Origin of the sequence: Polynucleobacter tropicus, assembly GCF_013307225.1 — a bacterium.
GTDB classification, from domain to species: domain Bacteria; phylum Pseudomonadota; class Gammaproteobacteria; order Burkholderiales; family Burkholderiaceae; genus Polynucleobacter; species Polynucleobacter tropicus.
In genome coordinates this window covers 1,345,802-1,371,043 of record NZ_CP028942.1, presented here as the reverse complement: position 1 = coordinate 1,371,043, position 25,242 = coordinate 1,345,802, and the positions used below count along the sequence as shown (strand labels likewise).

The 25,242-nt window shown below is 45.7% G+C and carries 24 protein-coding genes; 15 read left to right on the top strand and 9 right to left on the bottom strand.

Annotated features, from left to right (window positions below):
* Nucleotides 1-78: 78 nt before the first annotated feature.
* Entirely contained in the window at nucleotides 79-966 is an 888-nt protein-coding gene (locus tag DCO17_RS07050; RefSeq protein WP_173956043.1) for a fumarylacetoacetate hydrolase family protein, read from the bottom strand.
* A 112-nt stretch (nucleotides 967-1,078) separates the two neighbouring features.
* Between DCO17_RS07050 and DCO17_RS07045 the strand changes: the two genes are divergently transcribed.
* From DCO17_RS07045 to DCO17_RS07030, 4 genes are read left to right on the top strand one after another with little or no spacing between them, the layout of a single operon-like run.
* Nucleotides 1,079-2,065 (top strand): tripartite tricarboxylate transporter substrate binding protein, encoded by a 987-nt coding sequence (locus tag DCO17_RS07045; protein ID WP_173956042.1) that lies wholly within the window; start codon nucleotides 1,079-1,081, stop codon nucleotides 2,063-2,065.
* The gene (locus tag DCO17_RS07040; protein WP_173956041.1) at nucleotides 2,065-2,865 is read left to right on the top strand and encodes a class II aldolase/adducin family protein; all 801 of its coding nucleotides are present in this window, start codon (nucleotides 2,065-2,067) and stop codon (nucleotides 2,863-2,865) included. The genes DCO17_RS07045 and DCO17_RS07040 overlap by 1 nt, the downstream gene beginning before the upstream one ends.
* Nucleotides 2,866-2,883: 18 nt before the next feature.
* Nucleotides 2,884-3,282, top strand: coding sequence for a c-type cytochrome (locus DCO17_RS07035; protein ID WP_173956040.1), 399 nt, complete (start codon nucleotides 2,884-2,886; stop codon nucleotides 3,280-3,282).
* Between the two features lie 59 nt (nucleotides 3,283-3,341).
* On the top strand, nucleotides 3,342-4,331 hold the full coding sequence (locus DCO17_RS07030; protein ID WP_254598731.1) for a Bug family tripartite tricarboxylate transporter substrate binding protein: 990 nt from the start codon (nucleotides 3,342-3,344) through the stop codon (nucleotides 4,329-4,331).
* A 95-nt stretch (nucleotides 4,332-4,426) separates the two neighbouring features.
* Here the strand turns inward: DCO17_RS07030 and DCO17_RS07025 are convergent, their stop codons facing one another.
* The gene (locus tag DCO17_RS07025; protein ID WP_173956039.1) at nucleotides 4,427-5,434 is read right to left on the bottom strand and encodes a Bug family tripartite tricarboxylate transporter substrate binding protein; all 1,008 of its coding nucleotides are present in this window, start codon (nucleotides 5,432-5,434) and stop codon (nucleotides 4,427-4,429) included.
* A gap of 108 nt (nucleotides 5,435-5,542) precedes the next feature.
* Here DCO17_RS07025 and DCO17_RS07020 point away from each other — a divergent pair, with 108 nt between their 5' ends.
* From DCO17_RS07020 to DCO17_RS07010, 3 genes are all read left to right on the top strand, one after another.
* Nucleotides 5,543-5,827 carry a SemiSWEET transporter gene (locus DCO17_RS07020; RefSeq protein WP_173956038.1) on the top strand — a complete coding sequence of 95 codons (285 nt, stop codon included), beginning with the start codon at nucleotides 5,543-5,545 and terminating at the stop codon, nucleotides 5,825-5,827.
* A 92-nt stretch (nucleotides 5,828-5,919) separates the two neighbouring features.
* A complete protein-coding gene (locus DCO17_RS07015) occupies nucleotides 5,920-6,612 on the top strand; it encodes a fumarylacetoacetate hydrolase family protein (RefSeq protein WP_173956037.1) in 693 nt (230 codons plus the stop codon).
* 15 nt (nucleotides 6,613-6,627) lie between these two features.
* On the top strand, nucleotides 6,628-7,704 hold the full coding sequence (locus DCO17_RS07010) for an alpha/beta fold hydrolase (protein ID WP_173956036.1): 1,077 nt from the start codon (nucleotides 6,628-6,630) through the stop codon (nucleotides 7,702-7,704).
* 37 nt (nucleotides 7,705-7,741) lie between these two features.
* On the opposite strand, the gene DCO17_RS07005 is transcribed toward DCO17_RS07010, so the two are convergent.
* The gene (locus tag DCO17_RS07005) at nucleotides 7,742-8,521 is read right to left on the bottom strand and encodes an enoyl-CoA hydratase/isomerase family protein (protein WP_173956035.1); all 780 of its coding nucleotides are present in this window, start codon (nucleotides 8,519-8,521) and stop codon (nucleotides 7,742-7,744) included.
* A 122-nt stretch (nucleotides 8,522-8,643) separates the two neighbouring features.
* On the opposite strand from DCO17_RS07005, the gene DCO17_RS07000 reads away from it, so the two are divergent.
* The 5 genes from DCO17_RS07000 to DCO17_RS06980 all read left to right on the top strand — a co-directional run bounded on the left by DCO17_RS07000 (nucleotide 8,644) and on the right by DCO17_RS06980 (nucleotide 11,503).
* Nucleotides 8,644-8,802 (top strand): DUF5993 family protein, encoded by a 159-nt coding sequence (locus DCO17_RS07000; RefSeq protein ID WP_173956034.1) that lies wholly within the window; start codon nucleotides 8,644-8,646, stop codon nucleotides 8,800-8,802.
* Between the two features lie 6 nt (nucleotides 8,803-8,808).
* Nucleotides 8,809-9,372, top strand: coding sequence for a disulfide bond formation protein B (locus DCO17_RS06995; RefSeq protein WP_173956033.1), 564 nt, complete (start codon nucleotides 8,809-8,811; stop codon nucleotides 9,370-9,372).
* A 35-nt stretch (nucleotides 9,373-9,407) separates the two neighbouring features.
* Nucleotides 9,408-10,418, top strand: coding sequence for a Bug family tripartite tricarboxylate transporter substrate binding protein (locus tag DCO17_RS06990; RefSeq protein WP_173956032.1), 1,011 nt, complete (start codon nucleotides 9,408-9,410; stop codon nucleotides 10,416-10,418).
* 137 nt (nucleotides 10,419-10,555) lie between these two features.
* Nucleotides 10,556-11,005: a hypothetical protein gene (locus DCO17_RS06985; protein ID WP_173956031.1), complete on the top strand. Its 450-nt coding sequence runs from the start codon at nucleotides 10,556-10,558 to the stop codon at nucleotides 11,003-11,005.
* Between the two features lie 33 nt (nucleotides 11,006-11,038).
* A complete protein-coding gene (locus tag DCO17_RS06980; protein WP_173956030.1) occupies nucleotides 11,039-11,503 on the top strand; it encodes a glycine zipper family protein in 465 nt (154 codons plus the stop codon).
* 11 nt (nucleotides 11,504-11,514) lie between these two features.
* On the opposite strand, the gene DCO17_RS06975 is transcribed toward DCO17_RS06980, so the two are convergent.
* The 5 genes from DCO17_RS06975 to trxA form a co-directional block, all read right to left on the bottom strand.
* The gene (locus tag DCO17_RS06975; protein WP_173956029.1) at nucleotides 11,515-12,906 is read right to left on the bottom strand and encodes an MATE family efflux transporter; all 1,392 of its coding nucleotides are present in this window, start codon (nucleotides 12,904-12,906) and stop codon (nucleotides 11,515-11,517) included.
* A gap of 3 nt (nucleotides 12,907-12,909) precedes the next feature.
* Nucleotides 12,910-14,628, bottom strand: coding sequence for an ArnT family glycosyltransferase (locus DCO17_RS06970; protein ID WP_173956028.1), 1,719 nt, complete (start codon nucleotides 14,626-14,628; stop codon nucleotides 12,910-12,912).
* 148 nt (nucleotides 14,629-14,776) lie between these two features.
* The gene (locus tag DCO17_RS06965; protein ID WP_173956027.1) at nucleotides 14,777-15,124 is read right to left on the bottom strand and encodes a type B 50S ribosomal protein L31; all 348 of its coding nucleotides are present in this window, start codon (nucleotides 15,122-15,124) and stop codon (nucleotides 14,777-14,779) included.
* Nucleotides 15,125-15,310: 186 nt separating this feature from the next.
* Nucleotides 15,311-16,573 carry a transcription termination factor Rho gene (rho, locus tag DCO17_RS06960; protein ID WP_173956026.1) on the bottom strand — a complete coding sequence of 421 codons (1,263 nt, stop codon included), beginning with the start codon at nucleotides 16,571-16,573 and terminating at the stop codon, nucleotides 15,311-15,313.
* Between the two features lie 243 nt (nucleotides 16,574-16,816).
* On the bottom strand, nucleotides 16,817-17,143 hold the full coding sequence (gene trxA / locus DCO17_RS06955; RefSeq protein ID WP_068948270.1) for a thioredoxin TrxA: 327 nt from the start codon (nucleotides 17,141-17,143) through the stop codon (nucleotides 16,817-16,819).
* 132 nt (nucleotides 17,144-17,275) lie between these two features.
* On the opposite strand from trxA, the gene DCO17_RS06950 reads away from it, so the two are divergent.
* Both DCO17_RS06950 and DCO17_RS06945 read left to right on the top strand, forming a co-directional pair.
* The gene (locus tag DCO17_RS06950; RefSeq protein ID WP_173956025.1) at nucleotides 17,276-20,311 is read left to right on the top strand and encodes a PD-(D/E)XK nuclease family protein; all 3,036 of its coding nucleotides are present in this window, start codon (nucleotides 17,276-17,278) and stop codon (nucleotides 20,309-20,311) included.
* Entirely contained in the window at nucleotides 20,308-23,814 is a 3,507-nt protein-coding gene (locus tag DCO17_RS06945) for a UvrD-helicase domain-containing protein (protein ID WP_254598730.1), read from the top strand. The genes DCO17_RS06950 and DCO17_RS06945 overlap by 4 nt, the downstream gene beginning before the upstream one ends.
* A 45-nt stretch (nucleotides 23,815-23,859) precedes the next feature.
* On the opposite strand, the gene DCO17_RS06940 is transcribed toward DCO17_RS06945, so the two are convergent.
* On the bottom strand, nucleotides 23,860-24,168 hold the full coding sequence (locus DCO17_RS06940) for a helix-turn-helix domain-containing protein (RefSeq protein WP_173956023.1): 309 nt from the start codon (nucleotides 24,166-24,168) through the stop codon (nucleotides 23,860-23,862).
* 237 nt (nucleotides 24,169-24,405) lie between these two features.
* On the opposite strand from DCO17_RS06940, the gene DCO17_RS06935 reads away from it, so the two are divergent.
* On the top strand, nucleotides 24,406-25,224 hold the full coding sequence (locus tag DCO17_RS06935) for a tetratricopeptide repeat protein (protein WP_173956022.1): 819 nt from the start codon (nucleotides 24,406-24,408) through the stop codon (nucleotides 25,222-25,224).
* The last annotated feature ends 18 nt before the right edge of the window (nucleotides 25,225-25,242 follow it).

Here is a 25,242-nt window from a genome sequence, read left to right as displayed (position 1 = left end):
TTGATGCCTGTTTGGTAAAACAAAAGCCACCCTAGGGTGGCTTTCTTCATTAAGAAAACGAATTACTAAATAAAGGATTTATTCGGCAATAAAAGTATTCTCAAGTTTTCCAATGCCACCCATTTCAACGACGACGACATCACCGTTGACTAAATATTTTGGTGGTTTAAATCCGATACCAACCCCAACTGGTGTACCGGTGGCAATAAGATCGCCAGGGTAGAGTGTGATTCCAGCTGAAACTGTAGCGATCATATTCGGAATATCAAAGATGAAGTCTTTGGTATTGGAGTTCTGGCGTAATTCGCCATTGACCCAGCACTTAACAGGGATGTCATCGTGCTTTACTTCATCGGCAGTGACTACCCATGGACCCATTGGGCAGAAGGTGTCAAAGCTCTTACCCAAAAACCATTGTTTGTGGCGTTGTTGCCAATCACGTGCAGTCACATCATTGATGGCGGTGTAGCCCCAGACATGCTTCAAGGCATCTGCTTCGCTAATGCCTTTGCCGCCTTTGCCAATTACAATCGTTAATTCAGCTTCATAGTCAATGCAAGTAGAAACAGCTGTCGGAATAATGACGTTTGTGTTTGGGCCTGTTACAGCTTCGGGTGGTTTGGTAAAGAAAATCGCGTGTGAGGGAATGTCTTCACCTGGTTTTGCGCTTCCATCAAAGCCGCTATTCGAAAATTCCTTAGCGTGTTCGTGATAGTTTTTGCCAACGCAGAAAATATTTCTACGTGGACGGGGTACGGGGGCAAGTAAGCGTATTTCATTCATTGCGTGCGTTGCTACAGGCTTAGGTGTTTTGCCCGCAAGATCCGCCTTCAGAATAGCGACGATCCCTTCTTCACTGACATCAACCCCTAAATCCAATTCTTGAATAGTCTTTTCGTCCGCGGAGACGATGCCAACACGAGTCTTTGAGGGCTCTTTGATTAAAGAAAATGCAGCGTATTTCATGATTGTTATCTCCAGTGGGGGTTATGTCTATGCTAACCCTTGATTATTGTGATCATTCTTGTAGTAGGATAAAGAGCATAAATAATAACTAAATTACGATTCAGGGGCAAAAATGAGACAAATCTTTACACTTGGCCGTGCGCTAAGCTACTTTGTGGCATGTTTTATTTCTATTGCGGCATTTGCGCAAGCGCCAGAAGTTTGGCCAACAAGACCGATCACCATGGTTGTGCCTTTTCCGCCAGGCGGCGTTGCTGATGCTGTAGGTAGACCTGTGGCGGAAGCCTTAACTCGCATCCTGGGACAACCCGTTGTCGTGGAAAACAAAGCAGGCGCTGGTGGCGGTATTGGGATGGCGGCAGTAGCTAAAGCGAAACCCGATGGATACACCATCTTGATGGCTTTATCGTCTATCTCGATTATTCCTGAGGCTGACAAAGTAGTGGGGCGCGAACAGTCCTTTCAATTAAATCAACTCAAACCAATCGCACGCTTTACTGCTGATCCAACGGTATTGGTTGTGAGAGCTGATAGCCCTTGGAGGGATTACAAATCTTTTGTAGCTGCGATGCGCGCTAATCCTGGTAAATACAATTTTGGTTCATCGGGCAACTACGGAACGATGCATGTGCCCATGGAGATGCTCAAGTCTTCTGAAAAGTTTTATATGGTGCATATTCCATATACAGGCGCTGGTCCAGCGATTGTGGGGCTTTTGGGTGGTCAGGTTGATGCGATTGCGACAGGACCTTCTTCAATCGTCCAGCAAATCAAAGCAGGCAAAGTCCGCGCTTTGGCGCATTGGGGTGATGGCAGATTGGCAAGCATGCCTGAGGTGCCTAGCTTTAAGGAAATGGGTGTGAAGATTGAATTCTCACAATGGGCTGGTCTCTTTGTGCCGAGCGCTACCCCCGATTACATTACCAATAAGTTGCGTGAAGCCGCGAAGCAAGCGGCAAATGATGAGCGTGTGCGTGCTGTAATTAATGGCGCTGGAAGTCCAATTCAATACATGGATGCGCCAGAATTCAAAGTCTTCTGGGATAAGGAATCTGCGCAGATGGGCGACGTCGTTCGCAAGATCGGTAAGGTTGAATAATGAAAAAAATTCTGATTTCATGTCTGGTGTTTGGCATCACGAATACCTTTGCGGTATCAGTGCAGGAGCAGATGGACCAAGACCCCAAAGTAAAAGCCGCAATTGAAGAGCTAGTGATCGCGAATCACATTTTGTATGACCAAAATGCAGTTGATGGCTATGGCCACATCAGCGTGCGTAATCCAGCCAATCCCAATACTTTCTTTTTAGCTAGAAGCGTTGCTCCATCGACCGTTAAGGTTGAAGACATTATTGAGTTTGATATGAGCGGTAAAGCGCTCAACGGCGATACGAGGGTGGCTTATGGCGAGCGCTTTATACATAGCGGTATTTTGAAAAACCGACCAGACCTTAATTCAGTAATTCATGGACATGCGCCACCCATCTTGCCTTATGGCTTAACTGGTACCACCTTAAAGCCGGTCTATCACATGAGCTCCTTCCTGGGTGAGGGCGCGCCGATATTTGAGATTCGTAATTTTGCTAAGCCAAATCCCGATACAGATATGTTTATTAGCAATGTGGAGTTAGGAAATGCTTTATCTCAAACCATGGGCTTGCAATACTTTGTATTGATGCGTGGTCATGGCTATGCAGCAGGTGGTGACTCAATCAAAAAAGCCGTGTTTCGAGCAATCTATGCAATTCAAAATGCCAGCATTCAGTCTGAGGCGATGAAGATGGGTCAAGTCCAATATCTAACACCTGGTGAAGCCACCATTTCTCAAGAGACGATCGAGAAAACGATTGGCAGACCTTGGCAGCTTTGGACTGAGCGTGTTAAAAAATCACAACCTTAAATTGGAGTTATGCGCATCATGAAATTTCAGCATCCATTACAACTTGTTGCGATAGTGTCCGTTTTGCTGTCTTTGTCTGGGATGGCCAATGCCCAGTCTGGCGAAAATACCTATAAGCAAGTATGTGTAAATTGCCATGGGGCGGGTGTATTAAATGCGCCGAAGTTTGGCGACAAGGCCAAGTGGGCGCCACTTATTGCGGAAGGTCAAGTAACCTTAACGGCACATGCCTACTTTGGAGTGCGCGGTATGCCGCCCAAGGGAGGCAGTCCTAATTTAAGCGTTGAAGGTTTCTCCGATGCATTGGTTTATATGGTCAATAACTCCGGTGGAAACTGGAAGTCACCAGATGCCAAAACCATTGCAGCAATCAATAAAGAGATTGAAGCTCGCAAAGCAGGAATGAATAAAAAGTAATTTTAACTACTCATTAACTACCTAGTTAGTTCATCAATATAAAAAAAGTTGGAGACGGGATGAATCAGTATATGTTTTGGCGTAAGAAGTGTGCGACTTTGGGTGCGGCCATCTTTGCAACCGCATTTGCGGTTGCATCAGCATTCGCGCAACCATTCCCAAATAAGCCAGTCAAAATTATTGTGACTGCAGCGCCTGGTGGAACCACGGATATTGCCTCACGCGCTTTATCGGATGTATTAGGCAAAGAATTGGGTCAGCCTGTGATTGTGGAGAATAAGGCGGGTGGTGCGGGGATTATCGGTATTCAGGCTTTGTTGGCTGCGCCAGCTGATGGTTACACCATGGCGATGGGCAACATTGGCCCAAATGCCATTAACTACAGCCTATATAAAAATCTTCCTTACAAAATGGAAGATATGGAGCCAGTCACTATTGTGATTGCCAACCCAAATGTCTTAGTTGTGAATCCTGAAGTTCCCGCGAAGACTGTGGCTGAGTTGGTTGCTTTAGCAAAAGCGAATCCTGGTAAATATTCGTTTGCGTCTTCTGGGCGGGGTCAGTCAATTCATATGTCCGGGGAATTGTTTAAGGCCCAAGCAGGCATCGATATTATTCATGTGCCTTACAAAGGTGCTGGTCCAGCCTTGGCTGATTTATTGGCTGGCCAAACCAGCATGATGGTCGATAACTTGCCTAGTTCAATGCAGTACATCAAGTCTGGAAAGTTACGCGCTTTAGCGGTGACCAGCAAGAACCGTGTTGCCGAGCTACCAGATGTGCCAACGATGATTCAGTCGGGCTATCCTAGCTTTGACGTAACGGCATGGTTTGGTTTATTTGTTCCAGCGGGAACACCAAAGCCGATTGTTGATAAGCTGTATGCGGCTGTGAAGAAATCACTTGAAACCCCTGAAATCAAGCAGCGCTGGAAAGATTTGGGTGGTTGGGCTGTGGGGGATACACCAGCAAATACCAAGATCTTTATTGCCGCTGAAAAGAAGAAGTGGGAGCAAGTAGCTCAGCAAGCAAAAATTGAAGCTGAGTAAAAAACCCACTTCATCAGAATTCCTTGCCGTATAAAAATAAAGGGCCTCATTGAGGCCCTTTATTGCATCCACTTGAATATCAATAAATGCATTACTTAATCTGCTTTGATATTGGCATCCTTAATCACTTTGGCCCACATATTGAGCTCACGAGTAATACGCTTGCTGGATTCAGCAGGAGATAGGTAGTTCACATAAACGCCAGCGGCGAGCATGCGTTCTTGCACATCTGAGCGTTGCAAGATAGTTTTGATCTCCGCACTTAATTTATTGACTATCAATTTTGGAGTTCCTGCAGGTGCTTCAATACCAAACATGCTGACCACATCAAAGTTGGGCAGACCAGTAGCTTCAGTAATAGTCGGCACATCAGGCAATTGGCTAATACGCTTGTTGGTTGTGACGGCTAGCGCTCTCAGTTGACCCGCTTGAATAAATTGCAAAGCAGCTGGCACAGTTTCTGACATGGATAAGACTTGACCGCCAACAAGGTCTGTCATTGCAGGGCCGCTACCTTTATATGGCACATGTAATAAATCTAAGCCCAGTTGATAGCGGAACATTTCCATTGCGAGACGTTGGGGCGCGCCTGCACCTGATGAGGCAAAGGTTAGTTTGCCTGGATTGGCTTTGGCATAAGCAATGAATTCTTTCATGTTCTTAACGGGAACCGAAGGATTCACGACAAAAACAAGAGGCACAACTCCAACCACCGCAACGGGTGTGAAATCTTTTTCTAAGTTGTATTTGATTCTGTCTTTGTCTAAATTGCTGTTGATGGAGTGGGAAGTTAGGGCGCCCATTAATAGGGTGTATCCATCAGGCGCAGATTTGGCCACCATGTCAGCACCAATATTGCCGCTATCTCCGGCTCGATTATCTGGAACTACTTGCTGCCCAATTGTCTTGGAAAGCTCTTGCGCCATGATTCGGCCAATGACGTCAGTGGCACCACCCGGAGGAAAGGGTATGACTAGTCGTATTGGCTTATCCGGATAATTTTTAACTGCCGCATCATTCTGGGCGACTGCGGGTACGGTAAAGATGAAGGCAGTAGAGACGCATAGGGCTGCGCCAAACCAGCGAATTAGTTGTTGTCTCATATGTTTTTAGTAATAGTTGAACTGCAGATCTGATTATCTCCAAAAATGGGTTCAGTACGGTAAATTCCTGAATTTACTTAGCGACTCATCTCTAATTACAATCAAAACATGAGCCTTGAACCCCATCAAATAGACATCATTGGTTATTGCGCTGCATTCTTAACTACTATTGCATTTCTGCCTCAGGCCATTTGGTCATGGAGAACCCGTGACCTATCTGGAATATCGTTGGGAATGTATTCTTTGTTTACGGCAGGGGTGGGTTTATGGCTGGTGTATGGTTTGATTATTGAGAAGTGGCCATTGATTCTGGCTAATGCTATGACGTTTGCATTGGCCTTGAGTATCTTGATGCTGAAATTGCGTCATACTGCTACAGAACACAAGAAATAAAAGAGAAAAAAACACAAGAAACGAAACACAAAAGAAGCGCAAAAGAAGCAAAAGCAAAAGCAAAAGCAAAAATAATATTGAGAAAGGTTTTTATGAGTTCAGCATTTGTAATTGATCCTCCAGTGCAAATTTCTTTGCCTGTGACAGGCGATGCTCGTCGCTTTGCGGTAAATCGAATTTATTGTGTTGGTCGCAACTATGCCGATCATGCAAGAGAAATGGGTCATGATCCAGATCGCGAGCCACCATTCTTTTTTATGAAACCGGCCAACTCTATCGTGACTGACGGTAAAGATATGGCCTACCCCAATCTATCTAATGATGTTCATCACGAGATAGAGATGGTAGTGGCAATCGCTAAGGGTGGCTCTAATATTTCTGCTGACAAGGCTCTGGACCATGTGTATGGCTACGGTGTAGGCCTTGATATGACAAGACGTGATTTGCAAGGTGAAGCAAAGAAGATGGGGCGTCCTTGGGATACAGGTAAGGCGTTTGATCAGTCTGCTCCTTGTGGTGAGATTACTCCGGTGACTCAATGTGGCCACCCAAGTAAAGGCACCGTAAAGTTGTTAGTCAATGGTGAAGTTCGTCAGTCTGGTGATCTGAACCAATTAATTTGGAATGTACCTGACACCATTGCGTATCTTTCAACTTTATTTACCTTAGAACCTGGCGATCTGATTTTTTCAGGAACACCAGCGGGAGTTGGCCCAGTGAAAAAGGGTGATGTTTTGGAAGGTAGTGTTGAGGGATTGAAAAACCTCAAAACCAAAATTGTTTAATTTATTTGGAAACATATGGGAACAATTCGCGTACTTGCTGCAGTTACCACGCTATTCACAGCTTCTGTATTGACTGGATTATTAGCTTCTTGCGCTAATAATCCATCATCAAATGCAACTGCTTCAGTCTCAACTCAAGCTCCAGCATCGCTTTATGCCAATGCAGCCCCACTCGATTTGCGATTGAGTACTTGGCAATATCCATACCCAACCAAAGAATTTAAGACAAGCTTGCAAGGGGCACCAGCAAGCATGGTGTATATGGATGTTCCCGCTAAGGGCAAGCAAAAGGGTGCGGTGCTGCTATTTCATGGAAAGAACTTTTCAAGTGACTACTGGGCGCCAGCGATTGCTGGTTTGACGCAAGCAGGTTATCGCGTAATTGCGCCTGATCAAATTGGATTTGGCAAATCCTCGAAGCCAAACGTGCCATATCACTTCGATGATTTGGCGGCCAATACCAAAGCCTTGCTGAAATCCTTGGGCATTAATCAAGTATCTGTGATTGCAAACTCAATGGGTGGTATGGTTGGCATTCGATTTGCACGCTTGTATCCACAAACAGTACAAAAGCTCGTGCTTGAGAATCCGCTGGGTCTAGAGGATTACAGTAAAGATATACCGCCACAGCAGAACGACAATTTATTAAAGCTGGAAATGGCGCAAACTGAGACAAGCTATCGCCGTTTTTTGCAAAGCTATTTCCCTAACTGGCAGCCTGCTTATGAAAAGTTTGTAGAGGTGTATGTCCGCGTACAAAAGGGTCCTGACTATCCCGCCTATGCGATGACCTCGGTATTAACTTACCAAATGATTGCTGAGAAACCAGTGGTCAATGATTTGCCAGAACTCAAAATGCCGGTATTGCTAGTGATTGGTCAAAAAGATCGTACTGTTTTTGGTAGACGCTTTGCTCCACCAGAGGCTGTGAAGTCATTGGGTAATTTCCCGGAGTTAGGTAAAAAGGCTCAGGCAGCTATTCCGAATGCGAAGCTAGTGCCAATAGATAATGTTGGTCATGTTCCGCACGTCGAAGTGCCTGATTTGTTTGTAACTACAGTTGTGCAGTTCTTGAATCAAGCTAAAAACTAAAGCTAACAACCTAAACCTAAAAAACTAAAGCTACAGATTATTTGCCTGCCCACTTCGGTGGGCGGCCCTCCAAGAAGGCATTCACACCTTCTTTAAAGTCCTGGCTGTTGTAGGTCTCGCGCATAAGGTCAGTACATTCTGGGAGATTATTTTGCAATAACCTCGCTAAAGTTAGCTTACTGGCCTTTTGTGTAATTGGTGCCAAGGCGGCTAACTTATTGGCAAGGGCATCAGCTGCTTGGGTAATTTCTTCTGCCGCTACTGTTTCATAAAGATAACCGGATGCGAGTAACTCGGGTGCTTTGATCAACTCACTGGTGAGTAGCATTTTCTTGACCATAGGAACGCCTAAGTGCGCGCTAATCCAAGAAAGATTGCTCGGCGATAAGCAATTGCCTAGAGTACGCGCTACCGGAATGCCAAAACGTGCGTCTAGTGTGGAAATTCGAAAATCACAAGCAGTTGCAATTAGCAATCCACTGCCAACTGCTAAACCTTCAATGAGCGCAATAGTTGGCATTGGTAGTTGCTGTAATGAGCTGAAGATGTTATCTACAGCCACTTCATATGCCTCATCTTTTTTCAGATCGACAAATTGCTGAATATCACTACCTGAAACAAATGCTTTGTCGCCAGCACCCCTAAAAATAGCCACCCGAATCGATGGGTTTGCTGCCAAGGAGTCGCAGATGGTTTTGAGCTCTTCGTACATAGGCCAGGTCATGGCATTACGAGCAGCTGGGTTATTAAAAGTAATCCGAGCAATTACCCCATCTATATGAAGATTTAAACAGGGAGGTGTGGCATTCATAGTCATGCAGATGTTCGTGGTTTTATTAACCAACCCATTCTAAACAATGGCTATTCTGAAAGACCACTTTTTGGGTCTTGTTTTAATGATTTACCCGACCCTAAACTGTCCTGCGCTAGAATTCCCATATGTATATGTTCCTGCCTTTTCTGACAGCATTTATCGGTCTCATCCTAGTTTGGTTTGAGAAGCGTCTTGCAGGACTCACTGTTCTTGCGTTAACGGTTGCCATATTGATGGTGTGGTTTCGCTTTCATGCGAACAGTCATCTCAATATCAGCCTATAAGACGGCATGAGTAAACATTCCTTCCCCTCATTAGCGGCGCTTGGTAACCAGCTGGCTTTATTGGCGGTTGTAGGCACACTGTCTTATGCCTTTTTTGATCAATTGTATTTTGGCGAACTGCCTTGTCCGTTATGTTTAATACAGCGCATCGGCTTTGTCATTATTGGATTTGCATTAGTTCTAAATATTCGCTGTGGTGCTCACTCCGCACATTATGGCTGGGGCATTATTGGTGGCCTGGTGGGAATGACAGTTTCCTTGCGTCAAGTGCTTCTTCATATTCTTCCGGGTGATAAAGGTTTTGGTAAAACATTTTTAGAGCTTCATTTTTATACCTGGGCTTTTGTAGGTTACTTAGGTTTATTGGCGGGTTTTGCAATTTTGTTAATGCTACCCAATCGAGACGTGCGTTCACGCTCTTGGTTTGCTAATGCCTTAATCATTGCTTTTATTCTGCTTGTATTCGGTAATCTGATTTCAACTCTACTCGAGTGTGGCATTGGCGCATGTGTGGATGACCCAAGCAAGTATGAAGGTTGGCTCTGGTTACGTTCGCGATTCAATTTTTAATTCAGTTCGCCTAGGTTCGCCCTAGGTTTGCAAGGATGCAATTTTCTATAGTGGCTAAGCGCCCATTTTTCACTCATTTATTGATTTGCCTAGTCTTATTGTTTGGCGGCAGTACGTCATGGGCGCAATCTTCTAAAAATGTTGCTTGGCCCAAACAAGCTATTCGAATTGTGGTGAGCTTTACTCCGGGTGGCGCACCCGATATCTTGGCGCGGGTGTTGGCAGAGAGCATGCAGCAAAATCTCGGCGTCCCCGTCTTGGTCGAGAATCGTCCGGGCTATGGTGGCAATATTGGCGCAGAAATCGTCGCCAAGAGTGACCCTGATGGCTACACATTATTAATTGGTACAGTGGGCATTCATGCGATTAATGGCGCACTCTATGAAAAGATGTCATTTGACCCCGTTAAGGATTTCACACCCATTAGCTTCTTAGCCAGTACGCCCAATGTATTGGTGGTTAATAAAAAACTCGGCGTTAATAATTTGCATGAGCTGATCGAGTTAGCAAAAGCGAAACCTAATCAACTGACATTTGGATCGTCAGGTGTTGGAACTTCATTGCATATGTCAGGCGAGCTCTTTAAAGAGATGGCTGGCATACAAATTCGTCACATTCCTTATAAAGGTCGTGCGCAATCTTTGCCTGATTTGGTTAGTGGTCGTATCTCGATGTTGTTTGACAACCTATCTTCTTCTTTGCCCTTGATCAAAGCGGGAGAGGTGCAGGCTTTGGGAGTGACCACCTTAAAACGCTCGCATGCTGCACCAGAGATTCCTACTTTTGCTGAACAAGGCCTTCCAGGTTTTGAAGCAGTCTCTTGGTTCTCATTGATGGCGCCTGCTAATTTACCGCCTTCTATTCAGAAGCGATTAAATCAACTCACATATCGCGCACTAAACGATTCGGAAGTAAAAAAACGCCTAGTGGCGGGAGGTCTGGATCCATCTCCAAGTAGTGCTAAGGACCTATCTAAATTAATTGCTCAAGAATCCGCAAAATGGAGCAGGATAGTTCAGCAATCAGGTGCGAAGCTAGAGCAATAAGCTAGATAAAAGCTATCAGAAATATCTTGATTTCCTGTCAGCTTAATAATTTATCGAGCGTTATTGATGGTAAGGCTAGTAAAAACTAGAATAAAGAAGTAGGCTGTATCAAGACCAAAGATAAGAAGGGGTCAACCATGAAAAAAGTCAATAAATTCAGCATCTTAGGTGTTATTTTGGCTTCAGTCTTAGCGTGCTCAGCAGTGCAGGCTCAGGCTGGTAACGTCGCTTGGAATGTATCGGTTGGCGGCGGTTATGGTGGTTGGCGTCCGGTTGCTTATGGACCTGGCTGGGGTCACGGCTGGGGTCCGGGTTGGCGAGGCAATTGGGGTTACGCCGGCGGCTATTACGGCCCTTATGCTGGCTACTATGCTCCACCAGTGGTTTACGCACCTCCACCTGTAGTTACTTACGCACCACCGCCACAGCCCGTAGTTCTAGCTGCGCAACCACAACCTGCGGTTTGGTATTACTGCGCGGCAAGCGGAAAATATTATCCGTACGCACAAGAGTGCCCAAGTGGATGGCAGACTCAGGCGGCTACACCGCCAACAAGTAGCGCGCCACATGGTCGCCCACAGTATTAATTTCAATACGTTTTATTTATTCAGGATTTTTATATGACAAGATTGATTCGCGTAGCTGTATTAGCCGCTGTTGCCACTGGCGTATTAAGTGCATGTGTATCTGCGCCAACAGGGCCAACGATTGCCATCATGCCGCGCGAAGGGAAGCCATTTGAAGTATTCCAACAGGAAGATCAAGTGTGCCGCGAATTTGCAGCGAATGCCGTGAAAGATACTAGTAATGCAGCCTTAAAAGAAGGCGCAACCAGTGCTGCGATTGGTGCTGCTCTAGGCGCCGCTGCGGGTGCAGTGATTCAGGGTGGTAGCAGTCAAAATATTGGTACTGGCGCAGGTGTTGGCTTATTAGGTGGCGCTGCTATGGGTGCCATGAACTCTGCTGGCAAACAAAATCAAGCGCAGACACAGTACAACATTGCTTACCAGCAGTGTATGTATTCGAAGGGTAATCAGGTGCCCAGCTATCCAGCGCCAGTTTCAGGCTCTGGCTATCGCCAGTAAGTACATGTAAATTAGACCTCAACAGGCGGATGCGTTTTCTCGTAACGCTCCGCTGTTTTTCTAAAGAGGTAGAGCAGTAAACAGGCGGCCAAACCTAGGCTGATACTATTGCCAGCCCAAAATCCATTAGCGCCTTGCAAAAATTTGGGTGTAAATCCTAAAACATTGAAGCCCATTAGGTAGCCGCCACCAAGGCCAACGCCCCACAGTGAGCCTGCATATATCACCATTGGCCAAAATGCGATGCGATAAGCCCGCAGAATAAATGCCGCAGTCACTTGTAGAGCATCAAAGACTTGATAAAAGGCAATAAACAAAAGGAGTGGGATGGAAAAGACTTTTACCGCCTCTGGTGGGTCATACAAATCCAATAGCTGTATGCGGAAAAACCAAACCGCAACCCCAATCAAAATGCAGGTGCTAGTGGTGAAGAATACAGATGACCAACCGATTTCTTCAGCGCGCTCTGGTCGATTAGCGCCAATCGATTGTGATACTAAGGTCATGGTGGCAATCGACAACGAGAGGGGCACCATGTAAATAACGGTACCCATATTGGCAACGATCTGATGGCCAGCTAATGCTGTAGTTCCCAAGCGAGCAATAAACAGCGACATGAAGGTGAATGAAGTTACCTCAATCAAATAACTAAAACCAATTGGAGTTCCCAGCTTTAGTAAGGTCCAAATGCGATGCCAATCAGGCATGCTAAAGCGTGCAAAGATTTGGAAAGGGCGATAGAAGCGGTCAAAGAGAACAAAGCCCAAGGTCATTAATAACCAAGTCCAGTTAATGATGACGGTTGCTACTGCACAACCAGGACCACCCATGCCTTTTACACCTAAGCCGCCATAAATAAAGAGGAGATTGAGTGGTAGCTTTAGAGCCAGGCCAATTAATTGCACAACGGTGATGACGCCAGGCCTAGATACTGCATTGTGAAGAGCCATGAGTACACGCATGCCCATGCTGGCAGGTAAACCAATTGCCAGAATCTTGAGATACAGCCTAGCTTTTGCTTCGATTTCGGGTGCCACTTGAGAGATTGCCAAAAGATGATCGGCGTTGAGCAAAATAAAGCAGCCCAGAATGGTTAAGCCAAAGGCAAGCCATGTTGCTTGGCGCACTTCTTCGCCGATATCTTCATGGCGTTTAGCACCAAATAGTTGACCAGCGATTGGCGCAAGAGCAGAAATAACTCCTGTTAAGCCTACATAGATGCTGATAAAAATCGCGGAAGCCATTGCTAGTGCAGCTAAGTCATCTGCAGAGTAACGCGCAGTCATTGCCGTATCTAAAACACCAAAGGCGATAACGGCTAACTGACCAATGAGTAGTGGGCCAGCCAGTTTTAATAAAGCAGGGATGTCCTCGCGAAGACGCGATACTTTAAAGTGCAGCACCCATTACTCCGGAATAACTTCGTAAAGGCGTAAGCGCTCATCACGGTCTGCAGCGCGACGATCTTCCCATAGTAAATGGAGCTTTTTATTATTGAGCTGAGCGTAAGCTTGAGCTTCAGACTGATTGTGGGTGAGCATCCATGGGCAATTAGGATCATCACGTAAGGTCAGCTTGGTGAAGTAATCAAAGGAAGCAAGCTGCGCAGGGCCGATATTGCTAGTATCAATACAGCCACCACCCGGAGGCACTACTTGTGCCAGTCGCGCAGAAACAAAGCGATAGGTCTTAGCGTAATTAATAGTTGGCAACCATAAGGTCATCAATAAAACCCACATCAAGGTAGTGCCCGATGCGGAAATAATCAGGCAGCGCCAGATTTCTTTTGGAGCGCGAGAGGTTCTCCAGCGAACTACTGAAAGCCAAACACCAGTAATGGCTAGTGCAACAATAAACGCGAGCCAATTAAATTGACCTTCAAAACCTGGAAGCAAGCGTGTGATGTTGGCGGCAGTGGTTTCTGGAAAGCCGGTCACTTTTGCTAACCAAATAATCCAAATAGCTAAAGCGATTAAGGTAAAGCTAAATAATGCGAACCAATCAATAAAACTAATGACGCTACGTTTCAGAATAGGCAAGCTAAAGGCCGCAATGATCGAGAGACTCGGAATCATGATCATCAGATCATGTTCATTTGCCTCAAGACGAAACAGTACGTAAATGAGGCTGCCAATAAATAAACTGAGTGGAATGCATAGGTGAGGGGCGCGCCATGCGCCTATAGATTTAATGCGACCCCAGTGCGCTAATGAGATAACAGCGAGAGGCCACACTGGCCAGGCATACGCCCAGAAGTTCACGCTTAAGAAGCCTAAAGATTCAATCGAAGGTCTTGCGCGCATCTCTGGAGAATTGCGCCAACCTTCTTCTGCGATATGGCGCCACTCGGTAGGTAGATCAACTAGATACCAAACGATAGGCCAGAGCGCAAAACCAATGAGGCCTAAGACAGTGCTGGTAAGTGTCCAGCGAAAGCGTAATTTGGCATTACTGGCAATTACTGCAATGATGGTAGATGTGACAACAATCAGGCTTAAGGTGAGATTGCTAGAGAGCGCCACAATTGCGATGCCTAGACCAGTCCATAAACCGCCTTGCCATGGTTTATCAAGACCACGCACGGTGCCATAAAGCACGATGCTGATGCCCATCAATTGGGCCATCATCGGCGTTGTTTCATGGGCGCGCTGCGCAAGACCAACGCAAGCTAAGAAGATGAGCAATGCGCCATCAGCCAAAGTCATACCGTAGCTCTTCATGTCAGGTTGACCGCCAACTGCTAAGGCCATGGGTTGGACTTCACGACGACGACCAAGTAGATAGGTGGCATACCAAATTGCTAGTGCTGCTGCAAAAAAGCAAATCGCTGAATACAAGCGCGCTGCATTAGCAGCACCAATAAATTGGCTAAATAATTTAATGAGTGTGGCGCCCATCCAGTAGGGCAGTGGGGCACCTAAAGAAACATCGCGACCAGCCAGATGCGGAACTATCCAGTCAATAGAGTTGCCGCGAAACAAGGTCCACATGCCACCAAAGCCAATCGCATCTTCATTTTTCCAGGGATCACGAAAAAAGAGACCGGCAAAGCCATAAATCAATGTCAGCGCAAAAATAATAATGCGCGGAATCGATCTAGTGGCGGCAGCGGTTAGTTTGACCATGAACTCTATTTGGGTGAAACGGTATTAATGCAGCAAATTAATAAAACAAAATGCGAAAGCAAGCTACGAAAAATAAAAAAGGCAGCAAAGGCTGCCTTGATTATCTCGCAGAGAAGGGCATTGCCATACCCTGCGATGAGGAGGTGTATTAAGCCTTCTTCTTAGATGTCTTTTCAGCAGCTTTTGCTTCTGCAGCAGCAGCTTTTTTCTCTGCAGTTTTAGCAGCGCCATCACCAGAAGCTTTAGCAACAGCTTTGCTACCGAATTTCTGACGGAATTTCTCAACACGACCAGCGGTATCCATGATTTTTTGGGTACCAGTGTAGAAAGGGTGTGATTCAGAAGAGGTCTCGATTTTGGCTAATGGATATTCATTGCCATCTTCCCACTTGATGGTTTCTTTAGTAGCCATTGTGGAGCGAGTCTTGAAGCTGAAGTTATTAGAAACGTCCAAAAAGACGATTTCGCGATATTCGGGGTGAATGCCAGGTTTCATGTGAGGTCCTATCAGCGGGTAGCCGTTTAAGTTAGTTAACTTAAATACTTTCCCAAGTTAAAAGCGGTTAAGGTGCTGCAAAAGCAAAATTATGCCATGAAATCAATAAGAAAGCGCTGTCAGGCTAAGTAAAAAGGGGCTAAAAAGCCCCTTTTTGCCTTAAAACAACCCTAAAGGGCGTCTCAATTAGCCCCCGCGACGCATCAGGTCGAAGAATTCACCATTGTTTTTAGTGGATTTGAGCTTATCAACAATAAAGTTCATTGCCTCGATGTCATCCATATCAGCCAGCAATTTGCGCAATACCCAGATCTTCTGGAGATTTTCTGGTTTAACCAGTAATTCCTCACGGCGGGTACCAGACTTATTGAGGTTAATAGATGGGTAGACGCGACGCTCAGCCAGGCGACGCTCAAGGTGAACTTCCATATTGCCGGTGCCCTTGAACTCTTCATAAATGAGGTCATCCATACGGCTACCAGTTTCAATCAAGGCAGTTGCGATGATGGTTAAAGAGCCACCTTCTTCAATATTACGTGCTGCACCAAAGAAACGTTTTGGACGTTGCAATGCATTTGCATCCACACCACCAGATAATACTTTTCCAGAGGAAGGAACAACGGTGTTGTATGCGCGTGCAAGACGAGTAATCGAGTCCAGCAAGATGATCACATCTTTACCCATCTCCACTAAACGTTTGGCTTTTTCAATCACCATCTCGGCAACTTGAACGTGACGTACAGCAGGCTCATCAAAGGTAGAGGCAACCACTTCACCGCGAACGGAGCGTTGCATCTCGGTAACTTCTTCAGGACGCTCATCAACCAACAATACGATCAAAATCGCATCAGGATTGTTCGCAGAAATTGCATGCGCAATGTGCTGCATCATCACAGTCTTACCGGATTTAGGTGAAGCAACAATCAAGCCACGTTGACCGTAGCCGATTGGAGAAATCATATCGATGATGCGGCCAGTGAGATTCTCTTCAGCCTTGATATCACGCTCTAAACCAATAATGCGGTTAGGGTGTAGTGGCGTTAAGTTTTCGAACATGATTCGGTTCTTTAGGGCTTCAGGAGCCAAACCGTTGATCTTGTCGACTTTTACCAATGCAAAGTAACGCTCGCCGTCTTTTGGTGTTCTCACTTCGCCTTCAACGCTATCACCAGTGTGTAAGTTAAAGCGGCGAATCTGCGCAGGAGAAATATAAATATCATCAGGAGAAGCCATGTATGAGGCTTCTGGAGAACGCAAGAAGCCAAAGCCATCTGGCAAGACTTCTAAGGTGCCATCACCGTAAACAGTTTCACCAGCTTTAGCGCGTTTCTTCAGAATTGCAAACATCAATTCTTGTTTGCGCATCCGTTGCGTGTTTTCAATTTCCAATCCAGCAGCCATTTCAAGCAAAGCGGATACGTGGAGGCCTTTGAGTTCAGTTAATTGCATGTGGTTCTCGGATGTTAAAAAAGGGTATTAAACAAATTGATTTTGAAATGAAGCTGTGCTGATCGATGTCACACAGATGTAGAAAAACAGAATTTAAGTTTTGCTAAAAGAAGGGGAAGTAAAAAACAGATGGGGATAAATTACGGGGAAGCGGTGCACTTTGAAAAATGCGCTGAACTGCTATTACCGAAATACTACACTAAAACCACAGGCTCAGCTCCTGAACCTGTGGTGCGGGACTATTTACAGATGACTATCAATAAATGCAGTCAACTGGGACTTGGCCAAAGCGCCTACTTTTTGAGCAGCTACAGTGCCGTTCTTAAATAGGATTAAGGTTGGAATGCCGCGGATATTGAACTGGGCAGGTACCCCTTGGTTCTCATCAACATTCATTTTGGCTATTTGCAACTTGTCGCCGTACTCACCGGAAAGCTCTTCCAGGATAGGGCCAATCATTTTGCAAGGACCACACCATTCAGCCCAGAAGTCGAGCAGAACAGGTTTATCGGACTTGAGGACGTCTTGTTCGAAAGAGGCGTCAGTTACATATTTAATGCCGGCACTCATGAAAATTCCTTATTTGGGCGTATTTGGTGATGTATTTAGTTATAGCGCTACAACGCTTATATTAGCAATAAGCGAAACATTCTGCTCAAAACCCAAAATTAGCCTTCAATCTGAAACTCAAAACCCCGCTTAATGCCGCAGCCATTTCCAACCATTTCTAACCAAAAGCAAGTACAGGCTTGGGCAATTACACCTGATGCCACTGCGCTTGAGCAGTTAGCTAAAGGCATTTGGGATTGTGCAGTGCAAACTAAAGTTCGTCCTCTCGTAGTGCTCAGTACTGCTGGTCCTTTGATTGGAGTTAGGGCGGCCCTAGAAAAACACCGGCCCAAAAACTTGGATCCTCAGATTGCATTCTTGCCCCAAGTCATTAGCTTTACAGATTGGTTGGAGGCAGCGCCAGGCGCATGGAAGTTTCCTAAAAAGCAAACCGATTTAGAGCGTTGGCTTTCGGTATTTGTAAATTTACGCAAACACAAAACATTGCAAGCTTGGTTCAAAGCCGAGAGTGAGGCGGGGGCATGGGGTCTTGCTCAAGCAGTGATTCAAGCATGTGATGCATTATCAGAATTAGTTGTTCCTCAATTGCAAGATGAGTTCAATGGCTTGCTGCAGACACATTCATTAGATACTCAAGCATGGCTAAAGAAAGTTGAGCTAGTTTTAGATCAAGCTATCGCAAAAGCCTATGTGGGCTTATCTAAAAATGTCGTTGATGAAGAGGCGGCGGTACTACTCGCTTTTTGGCGTTACCTCACTAATGCAGGTGATCCAGTGATTCGCAAGCATCTAGCGATGTCAGTGCACTTGCAAGCTGCCAAAGAGCAATCAACATACAAGAATTCAAATAACAATCCAAATACAAGCCCAAATCCCCGCCCATTTATATGGGTTCAAACTGCGGATCCAAAACCAATTGATCAGGAAGTCATTGATCGCTATTTAACGGAGTACGCTCAATGGGCACCGGTGATAGGTGTTTCTCTTGATTGGACCAGGGCTGCTTTATGGTGGGAAGCGCTTGCAGGTCAGGGCGTCACAGGAGAAGTTGCTGGCCTTGATGCAGAAGATGAACAGCAGATTCAACGCAATATTGATTCGAGTGTGCATGAGGGTTGGCGGTTAATTTCTGCCAAGCGTTTTGAAGAGTTGGCTTGGGCTGCAATCAAATCCGTTGAGTCTCACCTGATTGCAGGGAAGAAAAATATTGCCTTGGTTGCACAGGATCGTTTAGTTGCGCGCCGAGCCAGAGCATTATTAAGTCGCTTAGGCAATGCATTGCGTGTGCGAGATGAAACTGGATGGAAGCTATCCACTACTCGCGCGGCCGCTGCATTTGATAGTCTCCTAGAGTTAATGCGTGTACCCAAAGAAGGGCCGAGCGCAAGTATCTTGCTTGAGTTTTTACAAAATCCCTATTTAGATCTTGCGCACAGCCTGCAAAAGACACCTGAATCTTGTGTTGGGTTGCTTGCGCAGCTAGAAGATATCCTGGTGGCTAGTCAGGCTAAGTCTGGCTGGGAAACTTTTATGGCTGCGATTGAGAAGGCAAACAGCCATGCAGCGACCCATGGGGGTTCACCCAATCAACAGCTCATCGATTTAATTCGGTTTGTCAGGCAATTGCACGGACGGTGGCTAAACCCAGTATTTACATGCTCAGAAGCCTATCAAATATTGCAATCTCAGCTTGAAACAACAGGCATGGCTGGCCGATTGGAAAAGGATGCCGCAGGTCAGCAATTATTAGAAACCCTTAAACGATTTGATCTTGGCTCAGGACCATATAGTGACTTGAAGATGCGCTTGCCTGAGTGGCTAAGTCTTCTCAAAACCGTAATTGAAGAATCTTCATACGAAGAGGCGGGAAAAGATTCGTTAGCAACTTTAAGTATTTTGCCGCTCAGCTCAACACGGCTGCGCGAGTTTGATGCGGTAGTACTTGTGGGCTGTGATGAGCAACAGTTGCCAGCATTCTCCCAGCCGCCATTATTTTTTTCTGATGCGCTAAATCGCTATCTCAAGTCTTCAACGATTACTGCGCAATACATTCAACAGGCAAGGGATTTATCCCAGCTCCTGGTCTCATGTCCAAACGTTGATTTGTTATGGCAGAACAAAAGCAAAAGTGGCGAGCCTTTGAGACCTTCGGCTTGGATTGCGCGCCTGCAAGTAGCGCTTGGCAAGAGTGCGCTAAAAGTAACAGAGCCAAGCTTGAGGTCCTATGAAGGGCAGTCCCAGCCGATTCAGATGGCAATTGCTAAGCCAGACCAAGATTTGGCGATTCCGACGACGATTTCCCCTAGCGCCTATAAGGCTTTGCGCGATTGTCCTTATCGCTACTATGTCAGTAGCTTATTAGGATTGCGAAAGGCAAAAGAATTTGAAGAAGGTTTTGATGCTTCATTGGCAGGACAAATACTGCATGCGCTTCTGAGGAACTTTTTTCATGCTCTCAAGACAGAGGAGAGTAAATCGCACTCACCAATTCATGGAGGTGAAGAGGCAAAGCGTCAGTGGATGATTGAACATCTAACTCAATTCTCGGAAAAAGAGTTCGAGAGATTGATTGCTGGTGATGCAAGAGTCTTGGGAACCTTGCGAGATTGGCAAAAGCAAATCCCTAGTTTTATCGATTGGCAAATCAATCGAGAGAATGCAGGATGGCGCTATCACGATGCTGAGCTACCAGTAGGCTTTGCAATCACTTTAAAAGATCCCCATGGCGTAGAGCGAGAGATTCGTATCGCGGGGCGCGCCGATCGATTCGATATTCATGAATCGGACGGCTCGATTGCCGCTGTGATTGACTATAAAAATCAAGACATGAAGAAGATTGCTGATCGTGCGAAAAATATTCTGAATGATCCGCAGCTATTAATTTATGCGCGGGGTGCTAATGAGAATCAAGTTGCCACACGTTTACCGGGGCGAAAGGTAGAACAGGCTGAGTGGGTAAGCTTGAAGGCAAAAATCACCGAGAATGAGAAAAAAAATGGACGCGCTCATCTGGTTGAGGATATGCCAGAGCTGATGGAAGAGTTTTCCACTCAGATTGTTCAAGATTTAAATGACCTATGGGCGCGCAAATCCATGAAAGCCTTTGCCCCAGATAGCGTTTGCCAATACTGCGATGCTCGGGGAGTTTGCAGAAAGGGGATGTGGTGAGCGAGAGATTTGATAGCAAGATTGCCTGTGATCCCACTAAATCAGTAATTGTTTCTGCCTGTGCGGGCAGTGGCAAAACATGGTTATTGGTTTCTCGAATGATCCGCTTGCTGTTAGCCGGTGCGAAGCCACAAGAAATCTTAGCTCTGACATTTACTCGCAAGGCTGCGCAGGAGATGCGTGACCGCCTATTTCAATTGTTAGAAGAATTCTCAAGTAGTGATGATGCTGTTTTAGCTGATCAGTTAGAGCAGCGAGGCGTCGCCAAAGAGGATGTCAATACATTACTTCCAATCGCTCGCTCTTTGTATCTCAAGATATTGGCGAGTCCCCAGGCGGTAGTAATTGATACCTTTCATGGTTGGTTTGGCCGCCTTTTGGATGCGGCTCCCGTATCTGCCGAAGTACAGCCAGGCTTTCGTTTGCGTGAAGATGCCAAGCGTTTGCAGGAGGAGTGCATGTCCGATTGGTGGGGTAATTTGCCAACGGAATTGCAAAAACACTATGACGTCTTATTGGAAGAGTTTGGCGCATTTGAGACTCAAAAATTCTTGATGGGCAATTACAGTCTCTTTAAGCAAAGAGGCGCATGGACATTTTTTCAAGATATTTGCAATGCCCAAGGTGTTAAGCCTATAAATTGCCTTGACAAACTTCTTCCAACATTGGGTGCTTCAAATCCGCTAGAAGATTTTTGGAATCGACCACAAACAAAGGCCAATTTAGAAGTTATGTACAAGTGCTTTAGTAATGGCACTAAAACTCAAAAAGACAAAGCCCCATTTATTTTAGATGTGATAGCTCACCATGCGGCAGGTAGATCGGTGATGGAAATTGCCAATCAATGGGAAAGTTATTTCTTAACGCAAAAGCGCACCCCTTTAAAAGATATTGTAGAGATGAGTGTGCCAATGCGCACTTATCTTGAGAAAGCTGGGCAAGATCCCGCTGAAATTACTGCTATTCGCAACGATTGGATTAAAGCCTATGAAGCCCTATTTATTTGGCAGGGTGAGCATTTGATCCATCAATTAAATGATGCATGGTTTGCAATGAGTGAAGCCATGCTCACGCATATGGAAAAAACCAAAGAAGCGATGCGGGTACGCGACTTTGATGATTTAGAAATTGGCGTTAGTAAGTTAATGGCAAGTTCTGACAACGCAGCATATTTGCAAGCGAGGTTGGATGCTCGATACAAACATATTTTGATTGATGAGTTTCAGGACACCAATCCTTTGCAATGGCAGATATTACGCTCGTGGCTCGCTGGTTATGGCGATGACGGATCTATGCCAAGCGTTTTCATTGTTGGCGATCCCAAGCAGTCGATTTATCGTTTCCGTCGTGCGGATCCCAGATTATTTGATAGCGCTCGTGATTTTTTAGTTCAAAAGCTGGGAGCAATTCCCCTTTATCAAAACGAGACACGACGTAATGCGAATGCAATTAATAATGCTGTGAATGATATTTTCTTGGCCGGGTCTTTGCCTGATACTTATCGCTTCGCAAAACAAACTACCGCTTGGAAACCATTATTAGAAGGACTTCCAGAGCAAAATTACTCGGCTATTGGTGAAGCCTATCTATTGCCCTTAATTCCTAGGGAGGAACCTGTTGTGGGTACTCGTGTCGGTACCGCGCTCGAAGGTCCTGTAGAAGATGCGGGGCAAACCACTGCCGTTCAGCAACGCTACGAAGAGGGTAAAGTTGTTAGTCGTTTGATTCATCATTTGTTGAGCACTCGCCAAGTGATGGATAAAAAAGATGGAAAACTCATTTGGCGTCCAGCAAGGGGTAGTGACTTTATCTTATTAGTAAAGCGCCGTGAATTTTTACCCCAATACGAAAAGGCTTTACGTGAAGCGGGCCTTGCCTATGACAGCTCTCGACTAGGGGGCTTGCTCAATACTCTGGAGGTTGATGACCTCATTGCGCTACTGACGGTACTCGTATCACCAAGACATGATTTGCCTTTAGCTCAAGTGTTGCGTAGTCCGATATTTGGTTTTACCGAAGTGCAGATGCAAGAACTTGCCAAGAGTGTAGTTAATGAGCTTCCGAGCTGGTGGGACGCTCTACAACTAAGTCAGAACCCCGTGATTCAGAAGGCGGCTCGCTATCTAGAGCGCTGGCGCAGCTTGGGGGAGGCATTGCCAGTTCATGATTTGTTGGATTTGATTTATCACGAGAGTGATTTGCGAATTAAATATGCGGTTTCTGCCCAAAACTTAGCTCGCGCTCAAGTGCTAGCCAATTTGGATGCCTTCTTAGAGCTTGCGTTGAATCAAGATGGTGGTCGCTACCCTAGCTTGAGTCGTTTTATTGATGAGATTAATGCAATGCGTCGTGGTGACGATGATGAAACGCCGGATGAGGGTGATGTTGAATCAGAGGTCGATGACAACATCGGTGAAGTCGATTTAGAGAGCGAGATGTCTGAAGAGGATCAACATCGACGTGTTCGTTTAATGACGATTCATGGTGCCAAAGGATTGGAAGCGCCGTTTGTGTTCATGCTCGATGCCAACAACACGGAGTGGAGGGCGCCTCATCGCGGCGTTCTTTTGGATTGGTCGCCAGAAGAGGCTAGCCCAAGTCATTTGTCCCTGTATACCGCTAAGACCTTGACAGGTGAGCGTAGCGTGGTCTTTAAAAAGGAAGCTGTAGTTAGTGAAAATGAAAACTGGAATTTGCTCTATGTAGCAATGACTAGGGCAAAGCAGGGTTTATGGATTAGCGGCGTTGCAAGTAACTCCAATACTGGGATTAAAGAGAAATCATGGTACGGCAGAGCCTTGGCTGCAGGGCTGCCAACCTTAGATATCAATGCGCTTGAGCTTGAGGATGTGACCCTACAGACAAGCGGGGCTAAAGAGCAGCTTGGTAGCGTGCCATTTACGATGGATCACTTTGATATTGAATGGGATCAAGCTAAAAAAGATTACAAAGAACTTCTCTCCAGGATTGAGAGTGGAGAGTTTGCAAAAGAACTTGCAGTCAAATCCTTAGAGCAAGCTCAAGAGCAGTCCGACCCAGAAATCTTGGAGGAGGGTACAAACTTCCATAAGTTACTAGAGTTCCTAGTGCCAGACTCCAGCACTCCAAATAAACCACCTGTACTCAGTGAACAAGAGGCAATGAATTGGTTAGGGGTGGATCAAGAGCAAGCTAGGAAACTCATTGAGCGAGTGACAGCAGTTTTCAACTCTGCTGAGCTCACAGCTTATCTCACCTCCGGTCAGTGGATCGCTGCTTGGAATGAATTAGATATCGCCAGCGAAGAAGGTAAGAGTTATCGCATGGATCGATTGGTTGAGTTTGATGATCATATCGCCATACTTGATTACAAATTGACTATTCCGCAGGTAGGTAGTGAGAAGTATGAGAAATATCGCGAGCAGCTACAGAATTACCAAAAAGAATTAACACGCATACGCAAAGACAAGCCTAATAAGGCCTATTTGATTTCATCTTCAGGCGAGATAGTTGGCCCCATCTAAATGATAGAGATCGCCTCCCTCCTCTTTGATTGTGAGTTTTAATAATTACACTAAATGCAGCTCAATGCGTTTGCCTAAAGCGGCTGCATATTTTCGAAGTGTATTAAGGCTGGGGGAGTGCTTGCCGCTAGCTAAAGAGCTTTCTAGTCTAGCAATCGCTGGCGCTTGAGTGCCCATGCGTTTGGCGACTTCAGCTTGAGAGAGACCAGCCTTTTTTCTGGCTGCTAGTATCTCATCAAGAATGGCAAATTCTTCGCGGTTCAACTTATCGAACTCTGCTTTGACAGCGGGGTTCTTTAACATTTTTCCAACAAGTTGTTTGTGGCTTAAAGGCTTAGTTTTTTTAACTGGCATTGTTCAGTTCCCTCGTCCACTTACCTCTTCTTGTACCTCTTGGTTGAAATAAATAATGGAATAAGTCATCAAGTAAATGATAACAAATTTGTTATGATTGTATCAGGAAAACACTTTCAAAATAAAGGGTTATCTACCTTGAATTTCCCTAAAAAGCCCTCATATAGCTAAGGGATAGCAAAAATACCCAAACTAGCGATAATAAAAATCGCAATGAATTTCCTACAAGGAGTTTTAATGAAAATGCGTAATGTAATAAAGATGTTGGTGACAGTGTTTGCCAGTGCGTTATTGCTAACGAGCTCATTCGCTTTTGCCGAGGCAACATTGCCAGAGGTTTCTCAAGCCATTCAGTCCGGTCAATTGGCTAAAGCCGATACCATGATGAAAGAGGTATTGCAAAACCATCCTAATAGCGCCAAGGCACATTACATTGCATCTGAGTTGTATTTGCGTGAAGGCAAAATCGATGCTGCACGCCAAGCATTTGTTCAGGCAGAAAACTTAGCGCCTGGATTGCCATTTGCTCAGCCTGAATCTGTTCAGCGCTTACAGGCAGAGTTGCGTGCTGGCACAGTGCCTGCCCACACAAATGTGAATGCGGGCGTAGGCTCTATCTTCACTAGCCCAATGTTTTGGATTCTGATTGCGATCTTGATCTTCGGAATTATGTTCTTTATGAGAAAGCGTCAACAGCCGGTAGAGGTCTATAACGCTCCGACAGCAAACGGCCCATATCCTGGTGCCCCAGGTGCTCCTGGCGCTTATCCTCCTGGTTACCCTGGCGCACCTAGCGCAGGTAGTGGCTTAATGGGTAGCTTGGCAACAGGCGCCGCTTTAGGTGCTGGCATGGTTGCAGGCGAAGCATTGGCCAGCCATTTAATGGGTGGTGGTCAACATGCTAATTCTGGAAATGTGAATAATGGTTTTAATCAAGTCGGCGGCATTGCGCCAGATGCTCCGAACTTTGGTGTGAGCGATGCGAGTTCGTGGGATGACACTGGTGCTAGCTCATGGGATGACAGCGGTGGTGGCGATTTTATGAGTGATGTTTAATTAAGAGAGTGAGAATCA

What these genes read in the sequence shown, in the direction of transcription:
- DCO17_RS07050 (WP_173956043.1), bottom strand. Translation starts at nt 966, where the DNA reads ATGAAATACGCTGCATTTTCTTTAATCAAAGAGCCCTCAAAGACTCGT.
- DCO17_RS07045 (WP_173956042.1), top strand. Translation starts at nt 1,079, where the DNA reads ATGAGACAAATCTTTACACTTGGCCGTGCGCTAAGCTACTTTGTGGCA.
- DCO17_RS07040 (WP_173956041.1), top strand. Translation starts at nt 2,065, where the DNA reads ATGAAAAAAATTCTGATTTCATGTCTGGTGTTTGGCATCACGAATACC.
- DCO17_RS07035 (WP_173956040.1), top strand. Translation starts at nt 2,884, where the DNA reads ATGAAATTTCAGCATCCATTACAACTTGTTGCGATAGTGTCCGTTTTG.
- DCO17_RS07030 (WP_254598731.1), top strand. Translation starts at nt 3,342, where the DNA reads ATGAATCAGTATATGTTTTGGCGTAAGAAGTGTGCGACTTTGGGTGCG.
- DCO17_RS07025 (WP_173956039.1), bottom strand. Translation starts at nt 5,434, where the DNA reads ATGAGACAACAACTAATTCGCTGGTTTGGCGCAGCCCTATGCGTCTCT.
- DCO17_RS07020 (WP_173956038.1), top strand. Translation starts at nt 5,543, where the DNA reads ATGAGCCTTGAACCCCATCAAATAGACATCATTGGTTATTGCGCTGCA.
- DCO17_RS07015 (WP_173956037.1), top strand. Translation starts at nt 5,920, where the DNA reads ATGAGTTCAGCATTTGTAATTGATCCTCCAGTGCAAATTTCTTTGCCT.
- DCO17_RS07010 (WP_173956036.1), top strand. Translation starts at nt 6,628, where the DNA reads ATGGGAACAATTCGCGTACTTGCTGCAGTTACCACGCTATTCACAGCT.
- DCO17_RS07005 (WP_173956035.1), bottom strand. Translation starts at nt 8,521, where the DNA reads ATGACTATGAATGCCACACCTCCCTGTTTAAATCTTCATATAGATGGG.
- DCO17_RS07000 (WP_173956034.1), top strand. Translation starts at nt 8,644, where the DNA reads ATGTATATGTTCCTGCCTTTTCTGACAGCATTTATCGGTCTCATCCTA.
- DCO17_RS06995 (WP_173956033.1), top strand. Translation starts at nt 8,809, where the DNA reads ATGAGTAAACATTCCTTCCCCTCATTAGCGGCGCTTGGTAACCAGCTG.
- DCO17_RS06990 (WP_173956032.1), top strand. Translation starts at nt 9,408, where the DNA reads ATGCAATTTTCTATAGTGGCTAAGCGCCCATTTTTCACTCATTTATTG.
- DCO17_RS06985 (WP_173956031.1), top strand. Translation starts at nt 10,556, where the DNA reads ATGAAAAAAGTCAATAAATTCAGCATCTTAGGTGTTATTTTGGCTTCA.
- DCO17_RS06980 (WP_173956030.1), top strand. Translation starts at nt 11,039, where the DNA reads ATGACAAGATTGATTCGCGTAGCTGTATTAGCCGCTGTTGCCACTGGC.
- DCO17_RS06970 (WP_173956028.1), bottom strand. Translation starts at nt 14,628, where the DNA reads ATGGTCAAACTAACCGCTGCCGCCACTAGATCGATTCCGCGCATTATT.
- DCO17_RS06965 (WP_173956027.1), bottom strand. Translation starts at nt 15,124, where the DNA reads ATGAAACCTGGCATTCACCCCGAATATCGCGAAATCGTCTTTTTGGAC.
- rho (WP_173956026.1), bottom strand. Translation starts at nt 16,573, where the DNA reads ATGCAATTAACTGAACTCAAAGGCCTCCACGTATCCGCTTTGCTTGAA.
- trxA (WP_068948270.1), bottom strand. Translation starts at nt 17,143, where the DNA reads ATGAGTGCCGGCATTAAATATGTAACTGACGCCTCTTTCGAACAAGAC.
- DCO17_RS06950 (WP_173956025.1), top strand. Translation starts at nt 17,276, where the DNA reads ATGCCGCAGCCATTTCCAACCATTTCTAACCAAAAGCAAGTACAGGCT.
- DCO17_RS06940 (WP_173956023.1), bottom strand. Translation starts at nt 24,168, where the DNA reads ATGCCAGTTAAAAAAACTAAGCCTTTAAGCCACAAACAACTTGTTGGA.
- DCO17_RS06935 (WP_173956022.1), top strand. Translation starts at nt 24,406, where the DNA reads ATGAAAATGCGTAATGTAATAAAGATGTTGGTGACAGTGTTTGCCAGT.